Origin of the sequence: Xanthobacter pollutisoli (assembly GCF_040044995.1) — a bacterium.
Taxonomy (GTDB): Bacteria; Pseudomonadota; Alphaproteobacteria; order Rhizobiales; family Xanthobacteraceae; genus Xanthobacter.
Genome location: NZ_JBDZDP010000001.1, coordinates 661,507 through 677,749, shown reverse-complemented (window position 1 = coordinate 677,749; position 16,243 = coordinate 661,507). Strand labels below are relative to the sequence as shown.

Annotated in this window: 15 protein-coding genes; 7 read left to right on the top strand and 8 right to left on the bottom strand. The window is 70.1% G+C overall.

Going from position 1 to position 16,243, the window contains the following annotated elements; genetic code table 11:
• Positions 1-2: 2 nt before the first annotated feature.
• The 5 genes from ABLE93_RS03205 (at position 3) to ABLE93_RS03185 (ending at position 3,969) form a co-directional block, all read left to right on the top strand.
• Complete coding sequence (locus ABLE93_RS03205; RefSeq protein WP_348837869.1) at positions 3-653, top strand: 2-hydroxychromene-2-carboxylate isomerase; 651 nt, start codon at positions 3-5, stop codon at positions 651-653.
• Positions 650-1,003, top strand: coding sequence for a RidA family protein (locus ABLE93_RS03200; RefSeq protein ID WP_348837868.1), 354 nt, complete (start codon positions 650-652; stop codon positions 1,001-1,003). Before ABLE93_RS03205 ends, ABLE93_RS03200 begins: the two co-directional genes overlap by 4 nt.
• A 106-nt stretch (positions 1,004-1,109) precedes the next feature.
• Positions 1,110-2,423: an MFS transporter gene (locus tag ABLE93_RS03195; RefSeq protein ID WP_348837866.1), complete on the top strand. Its 1,314-nt coding sequence runs from the start codon at positions 1,110-1,112 to the stop codon at positions 2,421-2,423.
• Positions 2,424-2,495: 72 nt separating this feature from the next.
• Entirely contained in the window at positions 2,496-3,026 is a 531-nt protein-coding gene (locus tag ABLE93_RS03190) for an MOSC domain-containing protein (protein WP_348837865.1), read from the top strand.
• Position 3,027: 1 nt separating this feature from the next.
• Positions 3,028-3,969, top strand: a complete 942-nt coding sequence (locus ABLE93_RS03185; protein ID WP_348837864.1) for a PDR/VanB family oxidoreductase — start codon at positions 3,028-3,030, stop codon at positions 3,967-3,969.
• 20 nt (positions 3,970-3,989) lie between these two features.
• Here the strand turns inward: ABLE93_RS03185 and ABLE93_RS03180 are convergent, their stop codons facing one another.
• From ABLE93_RS03180 to ABLE93_RS03150, 7 genes are all read right to left on the bottom strand, one after another.
• Positions 3,990-6,173: a 3'-5' exonuclease gene (locus tag ABLE93_RS03180; protein ID WP_348837863.1), complete on the bottom strand. Its 2,184-nt coding sequence runs from the start codon at positions 6,171-6,173 to the stop codon at positions 3,990-3,992.
• Entirely contained in the window at positions 6,170-6,586 is a 417-nt protein-coding gene (locus ABLE93_RS03175) for a response regulator transcription factor (protein WP_348837862.1), read from the bottom strand. Before ABLE93_RS03175 ends, ABLE93_RS03180 begins: the two co-directional genes overlap by 4 nt.
• Positions 6,583-9,357 (bottom strand): ATP-binding protein, encoded by a 2,775-nt coding sequence (locus ABLE93_RS03170; RefSeq protein WP_348837861.1) that lies wholly within the window; start codon positions 9,355-9,357, stop codon positions 6,583-6,585. The genes ABLE93_RS03175 and ABLE93_RS03170 overlap by 4 nt, the downstream gene beginning before the upstream one ends.
• Before the next feature lie 18 nt (positions 9,358-9,375).
• On the bottom strand, positions 9,376-9,651 hold the full coding sequence (locus tag ABLE93_RS03165) for a hypothetical protein (protein WP_348837859.1): 276 nt from the start codon (positions 9,649-9,651) through the stop codon (positions 9,376-9,378).
• On the bottom strand, positions 9,648-11,060 hold the full coding sequence (locus ABLE93_RS03160; RefSeq protein ID WP_348837857.1) for a putative nucleotidyltransferase substrate binding domain-containing protein: 1,413 nt from the start codon (positions 11,058-11,060) through the stop codon (positions 9,648-9,650). Before ABLE93_RS03160 ends, ABLE93_RS03165 begins: the two co-directional genes overlap by 4 nt.
• Before the next feature lie 193 nt (positions 11,061-11,253).
• Complete coding sequence (locus tag ABLE93_RS03155; RefSeq protein ID WP_348837856.1) at positions 11,254-12,987, bottom strand: cation acetate symporter; 1,734 nt, start codon at positions 12,985-12,987, stop codon at positions 11,254-11,256.
• Positions 12,984-13,292, bottom strand: a complete 309-nt coding sequence (locus tag ABLE93_RS03150) for a DUF485 domain-containing protein (protein WP_348837854.1) — start codon at positions 13,290-13,292, stop codon at positions 12,984-12,986. The genes ABLE93_RS03155 and ABLE93_RS03150 overlap by 4 nt, the downstream gene beginning before the upstream one ends.
• A 684-nt stretch (positions 13,293-13,976) precedes the next feature.
• Here ABLE93_RS03150 and ABLE93_RS03145 point away from each other — a divergent pair.
• Positions 13,977-14,264: an acyl carrier protein gene (locus ABLE93_RS03145; protein WP_348837852.1), complete on the top strand. Its 288-nt coding sequence runs from the start codon at positions 13,977-13,979 to the stop codon at positions 14,262-14,264.
• Complete coding sequence (locus tag ABLE93_RS03140; protein ID WP_348837851.1) at positions 14,261-15,469, top strand: beta-ketoacyl-[acyl-carrier-protein] synthase family protein; 1,209 nt, start codon at positions 14,261-14,263, stop codon at positions 15,467-15,469. Before ABLE93_RS03145 ends, ABLE93_RS03140 begins: the two co-directional genes overlap by 4 nt.
• A gap of 42 nt (positions 15,470-15,511) precedes the next feature.
• Here the strand turns inward: ABLE93_RS03140 and ABLE93_RS03135 are convergent, their stop codons facing one another.
• The gene (locus ABLE93_RS03135) at positions 15,512-16,201 is read right to left on the bottom strand and encodes a fumarylacetoacetate hydrolase family protein (RefSeq protein ID WP_348837850.1); all 690 of its coding nucleotides are present in this window, start codon (positions 16,199-16,201) and stop codon (positions 15,512-15,514) included.
• Positions 16,202-16,243 lie beyond the last annotated feature (42 nt).

The following is a 16,243-nucleotide window of genomic DNA, read 5'->3' as shown; positions in this document are numbered from 1 at the left end:
CCATGAGCCAGACTTCCGACGCCATCGACTATTACTTCTGGATCAATTCCGACTGGGCCTATTTCGGCAATCCGCGGCTCAAGGCCATGAGCGAGCGCTATGGCCTGCCGGTCAATTACTATCCCGTGGACATCGGCTCGGTCTATGCGCGCACCGGCGGCATCAAGCTGCCGCTGCGCTCCAAGGAGCGCAAGGATTACCGCCTGCTGGAGATGCGGCGCTTCCGCGACATTCTCGGTATGCCCATCAATCTCGAGCCCAAGTACGGCACCCAGACGGTGGAGATCCCCTCGCGCTTCGCCATCGCGGCGATCCACATGGGCCTGCCGCCGCACGACCTCGTCCACGCCATCATGACCGCCCTGTGGGTGGAGGAGAAGGACATCGAGGACGAGGCGACCCTCGTCGCCCTCGCCGACGCGCTCGGCCTCGACGGCGCCGCCATCCTCGCCCGCTCCAAGGGGAAGGAAGCGGCGGAGCAGTATTATCGCAACACCGACCAGGGCATCGCCCACGGCATGTTCGGCGCGCCGTTCTACGTCTTCCGCGGCGAGGCCTTCTGGGGCCAGGATCGCCTCGACATGCTGGATGACACCATCGCCCGGGCGCTCGGCAAGCCGGCGGTGCTGCCGACCCTGAAGGCGGCGTCGTGATCGGCCGCATCGGGGCCGGCCCCCGGCTTTCCGCCGCCACCGTCTTCGGCGGGTTCGTCTTCGTCTCGGGACAGGTGCCGGACGATGTCTCCACCGGCGTCGAGGACCAGGCCCTGCAGGTGCTGGCCAAGATCGACGCCATCCTGGCGGAGGCCGGGACCGACAAGGCGCGCATCCTCACCGCGACGGTGTGGCTGCCCGCCATCGGCGATTTCGCCGCCTTCAACACCGTGTGGGACGCGTGGGTGGCGCCCGGCGCGGCGCCGGCGCGGGCCTGCGTCGAAAGCCGGCTCGCCCATCCCGGCATCAAGGTGGAGATCGGCTGCATCGCGGCCCTGCCCACCGGCTGACCGCCACTCGCCCCATCAACGAGAACCAGCAGCCGCCCGGACGCGAACACGCCGGGCGGAAGGGAGCCTGCGCCCGAGCCTTCCGCACCTCAATGGGGATACGCACATGGCAGTCACGGATCAGATGGTGGTTTCCGCCCCGCCCCTTCAGGCCTCAGAGATGCGCCGCATCGTCTGGTCGTCGGTGATCGGAACGGCGGTCGAGTGGTACGATTTTCTCATCTATGCGGTGGCCACCGCCCTCGTCTTCAACAAGCTGTTCTTTCCGAACCAGGATCCGGCCATCGCCACCATCGCGGCCTTCGGCACCTATGCGGTGGGCTATCTCGCGCGGCCACTGGGCGCCGCCATCTTCGGCCATTACGGCGACCGGCTCGGCCGCAAGGCCATGCTGTCCATCACCATCATCATCATGGGGCTGGGCACCTTCTGCATCGGCCTGCTGCCCACCTATGAGCAGATCGGCGTCGCAGCGCCCATCCTGCTGGTGCTGCTGCGCTTCGTGCAGGGCATCGGCATTGGCGGCGAGTGGGGCGGCGCGGTGCTGATGGTGGTGGAGAACGCGCCGAAGGAGAAGCGCGGCTTCCTCGGCTCCATGGTGCAGGTGGGCAACCCCATCGGCAACCTCGCGGCACTGGGGGTGTTCGCCCTGGCCTCGCAGCTGCCCGAGCAGGACTTTCTCGGTTGGGCGTGGCGCGTTCCGTTCCTGCTCTCCATCGCGCTTATCGGCGTCGGCCTGTTCATCCGCCTGAAGCTGCACGAGACGCCGGCGTTCCGGCAGGTGAAGGCGAAGCACGACGTTGCCCCCATGCCCGTGGCCGAGGTGTTCCGCGACCACAAGAAGACCTTCTTCACCGCGGTGGGCCTGAAGATCGCGGAAATTTCCTACGCCTCCATCGCGTCGATCTTCATCCTCTCCTACGCGACGCAAACACTCGGCATGGCCCGCTCCACCATCCTCAACGGCGTGATGCTGTCCGCCTTCGTCGCGCTGTTCTCCATCCCGCTGTTCGGCTGGCTTTCGGACCGGCTGGGGCGGCGGACCATGTTCTTCCTGAGCTGCCTGTTCTGCGCCGGCTTCGCCTTCCCCATGTTCGCCCTTCTGGCGACCCGCGATCCGGTCATCGTCTCGCTCACGGTGGTCGTCGCCATCTCCTTCGGCCAGATGGTGATGTTCGGGGTGGGCGCGCCGTTCTACTCGGAGCTGTTCACCGCGCGCCTGCGCTATTCCGGCGCCTCGCTGGGCTTCCAGATCGGCGCCGCCATATCCGGCGGCCTCACCCCGGTGATCGCGGCCTCCCTGATGGCCTGGAGCGGCGGCGCCACCTGGCCGGTGTCGCTCTTCCTCATCTTCTGCGCCCTCGTCACCGCCATCGCCACCTGGGCCGCGCCCGAGACCGCCGGGCGCGAGCTGACCTGAGCCGCGCCCCCGAGACCCTGCCGGTGCGGCCGCGGCCGCACCGGTCCCGATCCAAACAAGGAGTTGTTTCCCATGGACGTCCAAGAGCTCGCGACCGGCGACGCCACGCCGGCATCCGCCGGCCCCGCCACCAGCTTCGTCGGCGTGGTGCGCTTCCTCCACATCACGCCGCGGGCCTTCCTGCCCATGCGCGCCATGCCGGAGATCACTCTCGTCGCCGGCAAGGGCATCGAGGGCGACCGCTACATGGTCGGCCGCGAGGAGGGCTTCTATTCCGACCGGCCCGAGGACGGCCGCCAGATCACTTTGTTCGAGCTGGAGACGCTTGACGCGATGAAGCGCGATTGCGGCGTCGAGTTCGGCCCCGAGGAGCACCGGCGAAACGTGACGGTGGAAGGGGTGCCGCTGAACCATCTGGTGGGCCGGCGCTTCCGCCTCGGCGAGACGCTGCTGGAAGCGACGCGCCTCTCGGTGCCCTGCCGGCATATCGAGGAGATCACCGGCAAGGCCGTCTTCGACCCGCTCATCAACCGGTCGGGGCTGAACTGCCGCATCCTCTCCGGCGGCATCGTGCGGATCGGCGATACGGTGCGGAGCCTCTAGAATGGCGCCGCGACGCATGCGGGCGGTGGTTGCCGCCCGCGCCGAGGCGGGAGAGGGCGTGGCCGCCTTCGTGCTGAAGGACCCGGACGGCTGGGAGCTCCCGCCGTTCCGGCCCGGCGCTCACCTCGACCTCTATCTGCCCGGCGGCCTGGTGCGGACCTATTCGCTGGTCAACGATCCGGCGGAGAACGACCGCTACGTCATCGCAGTGAAGCGCGAGGCGCAGGGGCGCGGCGGCTCGGCTTTCCTGTGCGACAGGCTCGCCGCGGGCGACGAGATTGGCATCGGGCTGCCGCGCGGTGGCCTGCCGCTCGGGCCGCAGCCGCAGGTGTTCATCGCCGGCGGCATCGGCGTCACGCCCTTCCTGTCCGCCGCGTCCGCCCTGGTCCGCCAGGGTCGGCGCGACGTCATGCTCCACGTGATCGCGCGCGGCGCGCCGCCGCTGGCCGAGCGGATCGCGCCGCTGGTGGCCGCAGGCCTTGCGCAGGTGCACGACACGCGGGCCGGCCTGCGGCCGCTCCTCGGCGATCTTCTCGCACCTTTCGCCGGGACGGGGGCGGCGGCCTGCTGCGGGCCCGCAGCGCTCATCGACGCCTTCGAGGCGGCGACGCGGGACTGGCCCGCCGACCGGGTGCATGTGGAACGGTTCGTCCCGCCGCCCCTGGAGGCGCCGCGCGAGGCGCAGGACTATCGGCTGGTGCTTGCCCGAACCGGCGGCGAGATCGCGGTGCCGGCGGGCGCCAGCATGCTGGAGGCGCTGGCCGCCCACGGCATCGACATTCCCCATTCCTGCTGCGGCGGCATCTGCGGGCTGTGCAAGGTGGGCTGGATCGAGGGCGTGCCCCTCCATCGCGACCGGGCGCTCAGCCCGCAGGAGCGCGAAACCTCGCTGCTGGCCTGCGTCGCCCTATCCGCCGGGCCGCGGCTGGTGGTGGACCTCTAGCGTCGCTGCGGCCCGTCCGGTCAATAGGTGAGGCGGGCGTAATAGGAGGTGCGCGCGGCGGCGCGGGCCTGGCCGAGGGTGAGGATGCCGCGCTGGCGCAGCAGCGGAATGAGTTTCAGGAAGATCTCGGCGGTGACGAGGGCGTCGCCGAGGGCGGTGTGCCGGCCGGACACCGCGACGCCGAGGCGCCCGGCGATGGCCTCCAGGCTGTGGCTCGCCTCGCCGGGGTGGACGAGGCCGGCGAGCAGCAGCGTATCCAGCACGGGCTGGTCGAAGACCACGCCGCTGGCCTTCTCCTTCAGCGTCAGGAAGCGCATGTCGAAGGCGACGTTGTGGCCCACCAGAACGGTGTCGGCGGCGAAGGCGTGGAATGCCGGCAGCACCTTGGTGATCGCCGGCTTGCCCCGCACCATCTGCGGCCGGATGCCGTGCACGGCGATCCCCGCCTCGGGGATGGAGCGCCCGGGGTCCACCAGCTGGTCGAAGCAGTCGTCCGCCAGCAGGCGCCCGTTGACGATGCGCGTGGCGCCGATCTGGAGGATCTCGTCGCCCCCGGCCGGATCGAGCCCGGTGGTCTCGGTGTCGAACACTGTATAGGCGATCTCGCCGAGAAGACGCTCGTCGCTGTCGCGGCTGCCGGCGCTGGCGGCGAACAGGTCGAAGTCGAAATAGGCCGGCCGGCTCTCCCCTGGTGCGGGCGCCTCAGGGGAGGGCGGCTGCGCAGCGGCCATGGCGGTGGGCAGGAGGAAGCGGAAGCAGGCCTCTGCAACACCGCGCGGGTGCTCCAGCCACAATTCGCCGCCGTGGCGCTCCACCACGTCGCGGACGGTGAGGGGCGAGGGGGTGGCGCCGCTCTGCATGGGGGTGGTCTGCCAGCCTGCCAGCGCGCGCCCCGCCTCCGGATCGCGGAAGGCGAGGTCGAGATGGGCGCGGGTTCCGGCGGCGGCCAGCCGCAGCACCAGGCCGGGGCTGGCGCTGGCCTGCACCAGCCTGCGCGCGAGATAGGCGAGGGCCTGGAGCAGCGCGAAGCTGTCGACGCTCAGCCACAGGTCGCCATCCACCTCCGCCGTCGCCACCTCGCATCCGGTTTCCGCGGCGATGCGCCGGGCGGCGGCGGCCACCAGCTCGGTTCCGAGCATGTCCTGGAGCGGCCAGCGGGTGGTCATGTCCTGCGAGGCATCGGCGGCGAGGGCGGACAGGCGGGTGCTCATGGCCGCCACCTCGTCGCGCACCACCGCCTGGAAGCGCTCGCGGTCGGCGGCTTCGAGATCGGGATAGTCCAGCATGTCGAGGGCCGCCTGCATGGCGGCGAAGGAGGCCCGGCTCGCCTCGGACAGCTCCAGCAGGGCCCGGTCCTGGCGGGCGTGGGCCTCGTAATCGTCGGTGATGTCGTCGAGCAGCAGCACGAAGCCGCTCAGGCCCGCGCCGTCGCCATGGCGCACCGGCGCCAGCAGCACCTGCACCAGATGGCCGAGGGCGGTGGTGGTGACGAAGCGGGCGGCGGGGCGCGCATCGCCACCCGCCATGCGCCGCTCGATGGTCTCGCGCGCATGGTCGATGAGCGAGCGGTCGATGACCGCATGGATGGAGCGGCCAAGGCCGATGAGGTCGGGGCCGACGAGGTCCGGCGGACCCTCCGCCGCCGGGGATCGCGACAGCCGGCGGAAGAGCGCGCGGGCGCCGGCATTATAGAGCAGGATGCGCCCTTCGAGATTGAGCACCACCACCGCCTGCTGCAGCTCCGCCATCAGGGTCGCCAACTGGTCGCGCTCGAAGGCGACGGCGCGGCTGGCCTCGGCGATGTGGCGCGCCATGTCCTCGCGCTGGGCGCGGAGCTGGCCGGCGAGGGCGTTCACCGTGCCGGCGAGGTCGCGCAGCCCCGCGCCTCCCTGTGCCACCAGCGCCGGGGCGGCGGCGTCGGAGGCGAGCACCCGCGCGGCGTCGGCGAGGCGGAGGGGGGCCTCCACATGGACGGAATACAGCCGGCGGGCGATGAGCCCCGCCCCGGCGCTCGCCAGCGCCCACCAGAGCACCAGGATCATGCCATGGCTCTCGGCGACGGGGCCGAGCACGTCCACCACACCGGCGCGCGTCGCCGGGTCGAGAGCGGCGAAGAGGAGGCCCGCGCCCAGCACCGCCCACAGCAGCAGGGCGAAGCCCGGCGCCAGCACCGCGAGGGCGAGGCCGCTCCCCTTCAGCCTCATGCGGCCGAATCCCGCGCCAGCATCTCCTTCACCTTCTGCACCAGGTCGCGGGTGGAGAAGGGCTTGGTGACATAGGCGTCCGCCCCGGCGCCGACGCCCCGCGCCATGTCCGTCTCGCGGCCCTTGGCGGTGAGCATGACGATGCAGGTGCCGCTGACGGCGGCGTCGGCGCGCACCGCCTCGCACACGTCGAAGCCGCTCATGCCGGGCATGGTGGCATCCAGCAGCACGAGGCGCGGATGCTCGCGCCGGATGGCGTCCAGCGCCTTCACCCCGTCGCGGGCGACGAGCACCTCGAAGCCCTCGCGCTTCATCATGAATTCCAGGGACACGACGATGTTGGGCTCGTCGTCGGCGATCAGCACCTTGGGATGGGCGGGGCCGTCCCGCGACGGGCTCGCTGCGGTGGTCATGGCGTTTCCTCCATCTTCTTCGGCCGGTACGGCAGTCGGAAGGCGAAGCACGCCCCGCTGCCTTGTCTTTGCTCCAGCCACATGGTGCCGCCGAAATGATCCACGATCCGGCGGCTGATCGGAAGCCCGAGCCCGGTGCCGGGCGGGCGGGTCAGGGCGTCGCCGCCCTGGCGGAACTTCTCGAATATGGTGTCGCGGTCTTCATCGGGCACCCCCGGTCCGTTGTCGGCCACCCGCACTTCCACCCCGTCGGCGTCGGCCGAGACCTGCACCGCGATGCGCCCGCCCGTCGCGGGCACGAATTTCGCGGCATTGGAGATGAGGTTCAGCACCACCTGCGTCAGCCGGTCGGGATCGGCCTTCAGCGGCGGCACGGTCGACGGCGCCGCGAGTTCGATCTCGGCCCCCCGGGCCTGGGCGAGGGCGCGGGTGGCGGTGACGGCGTCGCGCACGACGGCGGCGAGGTCCACGTCCACCGCGTGCCACTCGGCATGGCCGGATTCAATCTTCGCCATGTCCAGCACCTGATCGACGAGGCGGCTGAGGCGCTCGCTCTCGGCGACGATGATGCGCAGGAACTCCTCGCGCTGCGCCTCCTCCATGTCCGGCGCGTCCACCATCAGCTCGGACAGAGCGCGGATGGCGGTGAGGGGGGTGCGCAGCTCGTGGGTGACCGAGGACATGAAGTCGTCCTTCAGCTCGTCCAGCGTCCGCAATTGCGCGTTGGCGTCGGAAAGCTCGGCGGAAGCCGCCTCCAGCGAGCGGGATTTCTCCTCCAGCGCGCGGGCGTAGACGCGCAGCTGCGAGGCCTCGTCGAGGATCTCCATCACGTCGGCGGTGCCGAGGGGCTCTTCCTCCGCCACCGCCGCCACCAGCACCCGCGCCGATGCCGCCCCCACCGCGCCGGCGATGCGGCGCTCCACCGCGTCCACCAGCCGGGCGTCGGCGGTGGGGTCGGCGACGCCGGCCGTGTGGGCGTGCGCGGCGAAGATCTGGGCGGCGGCCTCGGGGCCGATCAGCCGGCGCGCCAGCGCCATCAGGGCATCGGGACGGGCGCGGCCGCGCCAGAAGATGGGATCGGCGGCGCTGCGGCCGCGCGCGAACACGTCCACGAAGAGCAGCGCCTGGCTCGCCTCCCGCCCGGACGGCGCCCGCCACAGGGAGAGGCCGACATAGAGCGAGACGTTGGCGAGCAGGCTCCAGAACAATGAGTGGGAGAGATTGTCGAGCGCCGCGAGGCCGAACAGGCGCTCCGGCGCCAGCGCCGCGATGCCGAATGGCCCGTGGGTGAGGAAGGCGTCGCCGATCCAACCGGATTTCGCCACCGACGGCAGCATCAGCGTCCAGGCCCAGACCAGGAAGCCACCCAGGAGCCCGCCCAGCGCCCCGAGGCGGGTCGCGCCGCGCCAGTACATGCCACCGAACAGCGCCGGGGCGAACTGGGCCACCGCGGCGAAGCTGATGAGGCCGATGGAGACGAGGGCATAGGCCTCCCCTGCCACCTGGAAATAAAGGTAGCCCAAAAGCAGCACGCCGACGATGGCGGCGCGGCGGATGGCGAGCAGCAGCCCGGTGAGGTCTCCGCCGGCCTGCGCCCGGAAGGCGCCGAGCCGCAGCAACGTGGGCATGACGAGGTCGTTGCACACCATGGTGGAGACGGCAATGGTCTCGACGATGAGCATGCCCGTTGCCGCCGAGAGGCCGCCCACGAAGGCGAACAGGGCGAGCCCGGTCTGGCCCTGGCTCAGCGGCAGGGTGAGGACGAAGGTCTCGGCCTGGGACGCGGACCCGGCGCCGAACAGAACCATCCCGCCCAGGGCCAGCGGCAGGACGAAAATGTTGATGGCGAGAAGGTAGGCCGGAAACACCCAGGCGGCGCGGCGGATGTGCCGCTCGTCCACGCACTCCACCACCATCATCTGGAACTGCCGGGGCAAGAGCACCACGGACAGCATGGAGAGCAGCGTCAGGCTGAACCACTGGGCATAACCGAAGCTGGCGCTGCCCTCCGCACCGCCGAGGCGCATGAGGTCATGGAGGCCCGGCAGCGTCTGGGCGCGTGCCCAGATGTCGGCCATGCCGTCGAACACCCCCCAGGTGACAAAGGCGCCGACGGCGAGAAAGGCGGCAAGCTTCACCAGGGATTCCGCCGCCACCGCCGCCACCATGCCCTCGTGCCTCTCGGCGCTGTCGAGGTGGCGCGTGCCGAAGAGGATGGTGAACACGGCGAGCGCCAGCGCCACCAGCAGCGTGCCGTCCTGCCACCAGGCAGCGCCCGCACCACCGGCGGCACCGGCCGGACCGGTGAGGACGGCGAAGCCGGAAGACACGGCTTTCAGCTGGAGCGCGATGTAGGGGACGATGCCGACGACGGTGATGAGCGTCACCACCGCCGCCACCAGCGGGCTCTTGCCGTAGCGCGCGGCGATGAAATCGGCGATGGAGGTGATGCGGTAGCTGTGGGCGATGCGCACCATCTTGCGCACCACCACCCAGGCGAGGACCATCGCCAGCATGGGCCCGAGATAGATGGGCAGGAACCACACGCCCGTGGTGGCGGCGCGCCCGACGCTGCCGAAATAGGTCCAGGCGGTGCAGTAGACTGCCAGCGACAGGGCATAGATCCAGGCGCTGCCGATCACCGAGCGGCCCTGCCGCGCCCGCCGGTCGGCGAAGGCCGCGACCGCGAAGAGCGCCGCGAGATAGGCGATCGCGACGCCCACCACCAGCGGCGCGGAAAGGACGGGGGCGGCGGTCAAGGTGGGAGTCACGGCGGCGCCCGCGCGGCTTCAGGCGTCATCGCCGGGGGGAAGCGGCCGCAGGCCCGGCGCGCGCCCGCCCCGCTCGCTGGCGAACGCCAGGGCCGCGATCAACGCGGCCCACAAGGCGAACAGTGCCACCGGCAAGAGCGGCAGGCCGAGAACGCTCACGTCCGCATCCCACACCATGAGCAGCGGGAAGTTGAAGACGAGGACGCCGGCGCCGCACAGGGCGGCGAGCCCCTGCGGGCTCGGCCCGCGGTCGGCCGCGGCGCCGGTGGCAGGCTCGATGCGGTTCGTCGTCATAGGGCGTCGAACCGGTAGTGGCGGGCGAGCCATTGCTTGAACCCGCGGACGATGGCGAGCGCCTCCTTCAACCCCTGCCGGTCGAGGGTGCCGAGATCGCTGAGGCGGATGGCGTTGCCGGGGCTGCGGCCCTCGGCGATCTGCCGCAGGTTGCTCGCGAGCTTCAGCCCCATGAGGAGGCGCAGCGCGTCGGTGAGGTCGCGGGCAAAGTTCTCCTCCATGTGGCCGGTGGCGACCAGCGCCTTCAGCCGGTCGGCGGTGCCCAGAGCGCCGATGCGGTGCTCCAGCGCCAGCGCGCGCACGCCGTGGACCAGGGGGAAGATGCCGAGCTTCTTCAGGTCGATCTCGGCGGCGGCGCGGCCGGTGAGGCCGGGCAGGCGGCTCCACCAGCTCCCGCTCTCGCCGAAACGCTCCACCGCCTGGGCGAAGCGGGCGAAATAGCCCTGATCGTTCATCATCAGGAAGTCCACATGGCCCCGCGCCGCCGCCAGCAGGCCGACGTTGCCCGCCACCGGCGCCGCATCGAGGAAGATGGCAAGGTTCATCGGCCCGTCCCTGTCGGGACCCTCGGGTCCGCCGAAGATCCAGTGCCGCAGGGTGTCCTTGAACCGGGCGAGCGGCTGGCACCACAGCGGGCGGCTCAGCATGATCCCGCCGGGGCAGGGCGGATAGCCGAAATCGATCAGCGCGGCGGTGAAGCGCGCGGTCACCTCCTCCAGCCCGTCGAAGCTGAAGCCGTCCTCCAGCAGCAGGGCATTGTCCTGGTCGGTCTTGATGATCTGCTCGCCGCGCCCCTCCGAGCCCATCACCACGAGGCAGCTGTGGGTTCTGAGCGTCTCCGGCGCGAGCATCTCCCACAGCCGGCGGAAGATCTGGCGGTTGAGCTCGCCGACGAGGGCGGCGATCACCTCCACCCGGACGCCGTCGTGGTGGAGCACGCCCACGAGGCTGTCGATCTGCCGGGCGGCCGCCTTCAGCTCCTCGGGGTTCGTGGCATGGGCTGCCTCGAGCGCGATGAGATGGGAGTGATTGGCGACGAAGGCCATGAGATCGAGCTGGCCGAGCACGCCCACGATGTCCGTCTCCGCCCCGCCCTCGCCGCGCACCAGCAGGCGGTGGATGCGGTGGCGCAGCATGAGGATGAGGGCGTCGGAGAGCTCGGCGTCGAGGTCGATGGACCAGGGCTCGAAGGTCGCCACGTCGCGCACGGCAAGGGCGGCCGGCGGGGTCTCGCGGGTCAGCGCGTCACGCAGGTCCGTGGTGGTGAAGATGCCGATCCGCCCGCCGTCGCGTACCACCGCCTCGCTGAGCCGGCGGCGCGAGAGTTCGCGGCAGAGGGTGACGAGGTCGGTCGCGCCGTCCACGTAGAAGGGCTTGCGGAGAAACACGTCGCGCACCCGCGACGTCATCAGCGAGACAAGCTCCCGCCGCTCCCGCCCAAAAGCCGATGCCCGCCCGGGGGCGGGCGGGCCGGACGCTGCGGGGGCGTCCTCGGGACGAAGACCATCTCCGCCCCGGGCCGATGTGGCCCGGGGATCGCTGGTCCGGTCCCCGTCAGGGGGGCCGGCGTCAGTGCCGTCCGGCCGTGGCATGGCTCCGGCGTCAGTGCGCCGAGGCTTCCGCCGCGCCGATGCCGGTCTCGGAGCGCACTTCCTGCGCCGCGAAGCCGGCCCGGTCGATGCGGGCGCGCTGGCTGGTGTCGAGGATCGAGAACAGCCAGATGCCGACGAAGCCGAGCGTCATGGAGAACAGCGCCGGCGAGGTATAGGGGAAGGGCGCGGAGCCGGCGGGATTGCCGAGGGTCGCCTCCCACACGGAGGGCGACAGCACGGTGAGCACCACCGAGGAGAGCAGCCCGAGGAAGCCGCCCACCACAGCGCCGCGGGTGGTGCAGCCCTTCCACAGCACCGACATGAACAGCACCGGGAAGTTGGCCGAGGCCGCCACGGCGAAGGCCAGCGACACCATGAAGGCGATGTTCTGCTTCTCGAAGGCGATGCCGAGCAGCACCGCGAGGATGCCGAGGCACACCGTGGTGATGCGCGAGACCTTCAGTTCCGAGGCACTGTCGGCCTTGCCCTTCTTGAAGACCGTCGAATAGAGGTCATGCGACACCGCCGAGGCGCCCGACAGCGTGAGGCCGGCCACCACGGCGAGGATGGTGGCGAAGGCCACCGCCGAGATGAAGCCGAGGAAGACGTTGCCGCCCACCGCCGTGGCGAGGTGCACCGCCGCCATGTTGCTGCCGCCGATCAGCCCGCCGCCGGGACCGGTGAGGAAGGCCGGGTCGGTGAGGACGAAGGTGATGGCGCCGAACCCGATGATGAAGGTGAGCAGGTAGAAATAGCCGATCCAGCCCGTGGCCCACATCACCGACTTGCGCGCTTCCTTGGCGCTCGGAACGGTGAAGAAGCGCATCAGGATGTGCGGCAGGCCGGCGGTGCCGAACATGAGCGCCATGCCGAAGGAGATGGCCGAGATCGGGTCCTTGATGAAATTGCCCGGTCCCATGATGGACTGGCCGGCGGCGGCCGCGGCCTCCGGCGTGGTGCCGGGCTTGGCGGCGGCGATCTGCGCCTTCACCTGCACCGCGGCGGCGAACAGCCGCTCCGGGCTGAAGCCGTAGCGCCACATCACCATGACCGCCATGAAGGTGGCGCCGCCGAGCAGCAGGCAGGCCTTGATGATCTGCACCCAGGTGGTGGCCGTCATGCCGCCGAACAGCACGTAGACCATCATCAGCGCGCCGACGATCACCACGGCGATCCAGTAGTCGAGGCCGAACAGCAGCTTGATGAGCTGGCCGGCGCCCACCATCTGGGCGATGAGGTAGAAAGCGACCACGACCAGTGTGCCGGAAGCGGCGAAGACGCGCACCGGCGTCTGGGCGAAGCGGAAGGCCGCCACGTCCGCGAAGGTGAACTTGCCGAGGTTCCTGAGGCGCTCGGCCATGAGGAAAGTAAGGATGGGCCAGCCCACCAGGAAGCCGATCGAGTAGATCAGCCCGTCGAAGCCGGAGGACATCACCGCGGCCGAGATCCCGAGGAAGGAGGCCGCCGACATGTAGTCGCCGGCGATGGCGAGGCCGTTCTGGAAGCCCGTGATGCCGCCGCCGGCGGTATAGAAGTCGGCCGCCGACTTGGTCTTCGCCGCGGCCCATTTGGTGATGAAGAGGGTGCCGATCACGAAGAGCGCGAACATGGAGATCGCGGTCCAGTTGGTGGCCTGCTTCTCCGCCGCGCCGATGGCCTCGGCCGCGAAGGCGGCGGGCGCGAGGGCGAGGGAGACGGCGGCGAGCGCGAGCGCCCGGCTGAGGGTGTGGAGCTGCGATTTCACTTGAGCACCTCCTGCTTGATCTTCTCGGAGAGCTCATCGAACTCGCTGTTGGCGCGCCGCACGTAGATGGCGGTGATGAGGATCGTGAAGACGATCACGCCGAAGCCGATCGGGATGCCCCAGGTCATCACCCCATCGCCGATGCGCGCGGCGAGCAGATCCTTGCGGAAGGCGATGAGCAGGATGAAGCCGTAATAGACCACGAGCATCGCCAGGGTGAGCATCCACCCGAAGCTCGATCGCTTCGACTTCAAGAGCTGGTAGTTGGGATCAGCCGCGATGCGCGCGGCCAAAGATGCATCCATCGGATGGCCTCCCCTCAGAGCCCGCGGTCCCCCGTGGGCCTCGGTTGTTCTCGTGATGACTGGGACCGGACCGGCCTCGTCGGGCGGCAATCTGGACCAGACGATCAGCCCGCGCTAGTTGAGGAAACCCCGTACTTTCGGCCATACGTCCAAGGGATGGGTGAATACCTTATCCAACGGCACCTTCATCAGGATTTGTCAGATTCACCAGATGTATAGCTGAAATCGCGACGATTTAATCACGCCCCCGAAGACCTGCGGGATGCAGCCTGGGGCGGTCGTGAGGGCAAGGGCAATTTTCTAATACCTTCGGGTAGGGTGCGCGGGGACTTGGCCCTTCGTCGTAAAACCTAGGTCAGGGTCGGTGACCCACTTGCGTCGTGAGGATATCGGGCCGACCCGGACGGCGCCGGGCCACCGCGACAGCCGAGGAGGGTGCCCGTCACATGGCGAGGACACCCCGTCGCGGAGTCACGAAGCGGGGGCGGCAGCGCCGCATCAATCGTGCCGGTGCTGCAGGGCGGCGGGGCGCAGCGCAGGTATCGGGAGCCGAGGCCCTCCATGGGGCCGGGGCGGGCGACCGACTGCGAGGTGGACAGCGCTGGTGCCGCTGTGCATGTTAGCCGCCACTCGGATGGGGCGTCGGCGGCATGTCCGCTATTGTCTGGGGACGGAGGATGGTGCGTGGCGGATATCAGCGGGCGCAAGGCCGAAATTCTGGCGGTGATCGCTGAGGAAGCATCCGTTGATCCCGCCATCGTCGACGCCGACACCAGCATTGCGGACCTCGGGATCGGCTCCCTCGACCTCATCGAGCTGATCTTCAAGATCGAGGAACGTTTCGGCATCGAGATACCGTCTCAGGGGCCGCTCGAAAGCACGGACGTGAAGGTCTTCGCTTTGCTCGACGCCATCGAGCAAATGATCGACGCGGCGAACGGCAAGGTCGCCTCGGCACAGCCGGCGCGATGAGTCGAAGGGTCGTCATCACCGGCCTCGGCGCGGTTTCCGCCCTCGGCATCGGAATACCGTCGCATCTGGCCGCCCTTCGGGAAGGGCAGGGCGGAATCGGTCCTCTGTCGCTGGTGCCGCAGGATCAGGTCAAGACGCGCGTCGCCGGCGAGGTGCCGGGCTATGCGGCCGAGGCGCACTTCGCGCCCAAGCAGATCTCCATGCTCGACCGTTCGGCCCAGTTCGCGCTCATCGCCGCGGCCGAGGCCATGACCGCCGCGGGCGGCGCCACCGAAGGCGTCGCGCCGGAAAAGGCCGGGGTCATCTTCGGCGCCGCGGTCGGCTGCCAGACGCTGGAAGACGGCTATGTGCGCATCCTGCGCGACAATGCCCGGCCCATGCCCTTTACCGTGCCGCGCGTCATGCCGTCCTCGGCGGCGAGCCAGATCTCCATGGCCCATCACATCTTCGGGCCAAGCTTCAGCACCGCATCGGCCTGCTCGTCCGCCTCCCACGCCATGGGGCTGGCCTTCCACATGATCCGCGGCGGGCTCATGGACGTGGCGGTGACCGGCGGCTGCGAGGCGCCCATCACCCTTGGCATGGTCAAGAGCTGGGAGGCGCTGCGGGTGCTGGCCTCCGATACCTGCCGCCCATTCTCGAAAGATCGCAGCGGGCTGGTGCTGGGCGAGGGAGCCGCCGTGCTGGTGCTGGAGGAGCGCGAGCGCGCCCTTGCCCGCGGCGCGACCATTCTCGGCGAGATCATCGGCTTCGGCATGAGCGCCGACGGGGCCGACCTGACGGCCCCTGACGCCGCCAGCGCCGGCCGGGCCATCGCCGCGGCTCTGGCCGACGCCGGCATCGACGCCGGGGCGGTGGATTACGTGAATGCCCACGGCACCGGAACGGTGCTGAACGACAAGACCGAGACGGCAGCCATGAAGCGCGTGCTGGGCGACCGGCTGGCGCAGATCCCCGTCTCGTCGACCAAGTCCATGACCGGCCATTGCCTCGGCGCATCGGGCGGGCTCGGGGCGGTGGCGGCCCTGCTCGCCATGCAGCATGGCTTCCTGCCGCCGACGCTGAACTTCCGCGAGGCGGACCCGGAGTGCGACGTGGATTGCGTGCCCAACGCGCCGCGCGCCGGGACGCCCGAGGTGTCGCTCGCCAATGCCTTCGCGTTCGGCGGCCTCAACGCCGTGCTGGCCTTCCGCGCCGCCGGCTGAGCCAAAGGCGGGGCGGCTTGCGCCGCACCCGCCCGTTCAGGCTCAATCCACCGTCAGGCGGATCTCGCCCACGCCCTCGACGCCGCCTTCCAGCACGTCACCCTTCTCCACCGGGCCGACGCCGGCCGGGGTGCCGGCGAAGATCAGGTCGCCGGGGGCGAGGCGGAAGAGGGTGGAGAGCGTGGCGATCATCTCCGGCACCTTCCAGATCATCTGGTTGAGGTTGCCCTGCTGCTTCACCTTGTCGTTGACCTTGAGGAAGATGTGCCCGGCACCAGGGTGGCCGGCGGTGGCCACCGGCAGCAGCGCGGAGCAGGGGGCGGAGTCCTCGAACGCCTTGCCGGTTTCCCACGGACGGCCGAGCTTCTTGGCCTCGCCCTGCAGGTCGCGCCGGGTGAGGTCGAGGCCGACGCCATAGCCGAAGACGTGGTCGAGCGCCCGCTCCACCGGAATGTCCTCGCCGCCCGACTTCAGCGCCACCACCAGTTCCACCTCGTGGTGCAGGTCCTTGGTGAGCTTGGGGTAGGTGATGGTGGCGCCGGAGCGCACCAGCGTGTCGGGATTCTTCTGGAAGAAGAAGGGCGGCTCCTTGTTGGGATCGTGGCCCATCTCCACCGCATGGTCGGCGAAGTTGCGGCCGACGCAATAGATGCGGTGGACGGGAAACAGCGCGTCGCTGCCCACTACGGGCAGGTGCGGCTGGGGCAGGGGCGGGAAGACGTAGCTCACCATGGGACGCTCCGGGGAAGACCGGCGTCCTCCATAAGCCCGGCG

Coding starts and splice junctions, on each gene's coding strand:
- ABLE93_RS03190 (WP_348837865.1), top strand. CDS start 2,496: ATGGACGTCCAAGAGCTCGCGACCGGCGACGCCACGCCGGCATCCGCC.
- ABLE93_RS03195 (WP_348837866.1), top strand. CDS start 1,110: ATGGCAGTCACGGATCAGATGGTGGTTTCCGCCCCGCCCCTTCAGGCC.
- ABLE93_RS03205 (WP_348837869.1), top strand. CDS start 3: ATGAGCCAGACTTCCGACGCCATCGACTATTACTTCTGGATCAATTCC.
- ABLE93_RS03140 (WP_348837851.1), top strand. CDS start 14,261: ATGAGTCGAAGGGTCGTCATCACCGGCCTCGGCGCGGTTTCCGCCCTC.
- ABLE93_RS03180 (WP_348837863.1), bottom strand. CDS start 6,173: ATGAGGCTGAAGGGGAGCGGCCTCGCCCTCGCGGTGCTGGCGCCGGGC.
- ABLE93_RS03165 (WP_348837859.1), bottom strand. CDS start 9,651: ATGACGACGAACCGCATCGAGCCTGCCACCGGCGCCGCGGCCGACCGC.
- ABLE93_RS03185 (WP_348837864.1), top strand. CDS start 3,028: ATGGCGCCGCGACGCATGCGGGCGGTGGTTGCCGCCCGCGCCGAGGCG.
- ABLE93_RS03150 (WP_348837854.1), bottom strand. CDS start 13,292: ATGGATGCATCTTTGGCCGCGCGCATCGCGGCTGATCCCAACTACCAG.
- ABLE93_RS03175 (WP_348837862.1), bottom strand. CDS start 6,586: ATGACCACCGCAGCGAGCCCGTCGCGGGACGGCCCCGCCCATCCCAAG.
- ABLE93_RS03160 (WP_348837857.1), bottom strand. CDS start 11,060: ATGACGTCGCGGGTGCGCGACGTGTTTCTCCGCAAGCCCTTCTACGTG.
- ABLE93_RS03135 (WP_348837850.1), bottom strand. CDS start 16,201: ATGGTGAGCTACGTCTTCCCGCCCCTGCCCCAGCCGCACCTGCCCGTA.